Source organism: Actinoallomurus liliacearum (genome assembly GCF_039542035.1).
GTDB classification, from domain to species: domain Bacteria; phylum Actinomycetota; class Actinomycetes; order Streptosporangiales; family Streptosporangiaceae; genus Actinoallomurus; species Actinoallomurus liliacearum.
Genome location: NZ_BAABHJ010000048.1, coordinates 1 through 2050, shown reverse-complemented (window position 1 = coordinate 2050; position 2050 = coordinate 1). Strand labels below are relative to the sequence as shown.

The 2050-nt window shown below is 68.0% G+C and carries 2 protein-coding genes; both read right to left on the bottom strand.

Features of this window, described 5'->3' with window-relative positions:
• Window positions 1-3: 3 nt before the first annotated feature.
• The gene (gene istB, locus ABD978_RS43665; RefSeq protein ID WP_345367677.1) at window positions 4-798 is read right to left on the bottom strand and encodes an IS21-like element helper ATPase IstB; all 795 of its coding nucleotides are present in this window, start codon (window positions 796-798) and stop codon (window positions 4-6) included.
• A complete protein-coding gene (istA, locus tag ABD978_RS43660; protein WP_345367675.1) occupies window positions 798-2027 on the bottom strand; it encodes an IS21 family transposase in 1230 nt (409 codons plus the stop codon). The genes istB and istA overlap by 1 nt, the downstream gene beginning before the upstream one ends.
• Window positions 2028-2050 lie beyond the last annotated feature (23 nt).

Here is a 2050-nt window from a genome sequence, read left to right as displayed (position 1 = left end):
TCTTCAGTCGTTGGTCTTGGCCGCGGGGACGCGGCCGAGGTCGCGGTCTTTGAGGCGGTAGCTGTCTCCTTTCAGGGAGATGACTTCGGCGTGGTGGACGAGGCGGTCGATCATTGCCGCGGCGACGACGTCGTCGCCGAAGACCTCGCCCCAGCGGCCGAAGGGTTTGTTGGAGGTGACGATCAGGCTGGCCCGTTCGTAGCGGCTGCTGACGAGTTGGAAGAACAGGTTGGCCGCTTCTGCTTCGAAGGGGATGTAGCCGACCTCGTCGACGATGAGCAGCGGGATCCGTCCGAGTTTGATGAGTTCGTCTTGCAGTCGTCCGGCGTGGTGGGCTTCGGCGAGGCGGTTGACCCATTCGGCGGCGGTGGCGAAGGCGACCCGGTGGCCGGCCTGGCAGGCGCGGATGCCCAGGCCGGTGGACAGGTGGGTCTTGCCGGTGCCGGGCGGCCCGAGGAAGACGACGTTCTCTCGTGCGGTGACGAAGTCCAAGGTGCCCAGATGGGTGATGACCTCGCGTTTGAGGGATCGCTGGTGGTCGAAGTCGAACTCCTCGATCGACTTGCGGGCCGGGAAGCGGGCGGTGCGGATGCGTCCTTCGCCGCCGTGAGCTTCGCGGGCGGCGACCTCGCGTTGCAGGCAGGCGGCCAGGAACTCCTCATGCGACCAGTCTTCGGAGCGGGCGCGTTCGGCCAGCCGCTCGACCGAGGCGGCCAGGGAGGGCGCCTTGAGGGCCCGGGTGAGGTAGGCGATCTCAGAGACGACGTTACGGCTGCTGGTGGTGGGTTTGCCGGTCATCAGGCCACCTCGTGTTCGTCCAGGCCGAAGATGCGGTCGTAGTCGGTGAGCCTGCGTTGTTCGACCTCGGCGATCGCAGTCGATTCGTGAGGTGTTTGGGCGATGCGGCGCAGAGCGCGAGCTGCTTGGTCATGCGCGGGTGCGGTGATGGTCTGGTGGTCGGCCCAGCAACGCTGATGCGAGGCGACCAGGTGTCCATCGCAGGTCGCCCGGACCTGGTCCAGGTCGGCGGCCACCTCGATACGGCGGCCGATGACCGACGGATGGACGGAGTAGTCGTTGGAGTCCAGCCGCACGTAGTAGTCCCGGCCCAGCCGGGTGGTCAGGTGCCATCCGGTGGGCGGTGGGATCGGTGGCAGCTCCACCATCGCGGCCAGGTCGGCGGCCAGCCGATCGGCGGGCCTGCACTCGATGCGGCGGTGATGCCGCTGGTTGGCCTTGGTCAGCCAGTCGGTGAGCTGGGCGTTGAAGTCGGCCGGGGAAGCAAACGATCGCCCGGGAAGAAATGATGTCTCCAGGTAACCGTTGGCTCGCTCCACCAGCCCCTTGGCTTCGGGATCACCCGGACGGCATTGGATGACCTTGATCCCCAGACAGCCGCGGAAGGCGTTCATCGCCTCGCTCAGCTGCGGGCGCCCGCCCCGCCACTGCCCGATGGCCGACTCGTTGTCCCACACCAGCGCCTTGGGGACCCTGCCCAGACGCTGTAGCAGCACCCAGTGCCCGCAGACCAGATCCGCCGATTGGCGAGAGGGCAGCATCCGTGCGCTGATCCACCGCGAATACCCCGACACCATCACCAGCACCGGTGGACGTCCGACCTGCCCGAATCCCAGCGGGACATCCACCGGTGGGAACCACAGATCACACTGGGCCAGCTCACCGGGCCGGTAGCTCGTCCGCGACGCCGGGTCCGGCGGCAAGAACAGCGGCCGCAGCTCCCGGACCCGCTTCTTCAGCACGGTCAGTCCCCGCTCCCAGCCGATCCGCTCCGCGATCACCGTCGCCGGCATATCCGGCCAGACCGCCAGCATCTGCCGGATCTGCGGCTCGACCGCATCCACGATCGACCCGGCCGGCTTACGCACATATTTCGGTGGTCCCTCGGCATCCAGCGCCCGCCGCACCGTGTTCCGGCCCACCCCCAGCCTGCGGGCGATCGCACGGATCGGCATGCCCTCCGACCGGTGCAACCTGCGGATCTCCGCCCAGTCCTCCACGCTCAGCACCCTCCCGATCTAGCCCCGCAGGG

Excerpts from the sequence above, each read along its gene's own strand:
- istB (WP_345367677.1), bottom strand. The coding sequence starts at position 798 with ATGACCGGCAAACCCACCACCAGCAGCCGTAACGTCGTCTCTGAGATC.